The sequence below is a fragment of the Psychrobacter sp. TB20-MNA-CIBAN-0197 genome (assembly GCF_040309765.1).
Lineage (GTDB): Bacteria > Pseudomonadota > Gammaproteobacteria > Pseudomonadales > Moraxellaceae > Psychrobacter > Psychrobacter submarinus.
Genome location: NZ_JBEOPC010001195.1, coordinates 1 through 245, shown reverse-complemented (window position 1 = coordinate 245; position 245 = coordinate 1). Strand labels below are relative to the sequence as shown.

Sequence of the window (245 nt, the reverse complement as noted above, 5' to 3'; positions counted from 1 at the left end):
GTAATGTAAAAGAAGCTAAAGACTACATTTCACGCCTAAAGGGTGTAACTGGTGTTATTGATCAGCTTATTATTGATTTAACTGTACGTGCAGAAAAAGGCATCATTGCCCCTAAATTTGTGTTCCCACATGTTATTGATTCAAGCAAAAACATTATTCACGGTGCACCGTTTGAAAAAGGCGATGATTCTACATTGCTTGCTGACTTTAAACGTAAAGTAACAGCGCTTGAGATTAGCCAAGAC

Annotated in this window: 1 protein-coding gene; it reads left to right on the top strand. The window is 37.6% G+C overall.

Features of this window, described 5'->3' with window-relative positions; all coding sequences use genetic code 11:
* Positions 1 to 245, top strand: a 245-nt coding sequence (locus AAEY83_RS17735; protein ID WP_351061307.1) for a DUF885 family protein, incomplete at both ends; no start/stop codon positions are given.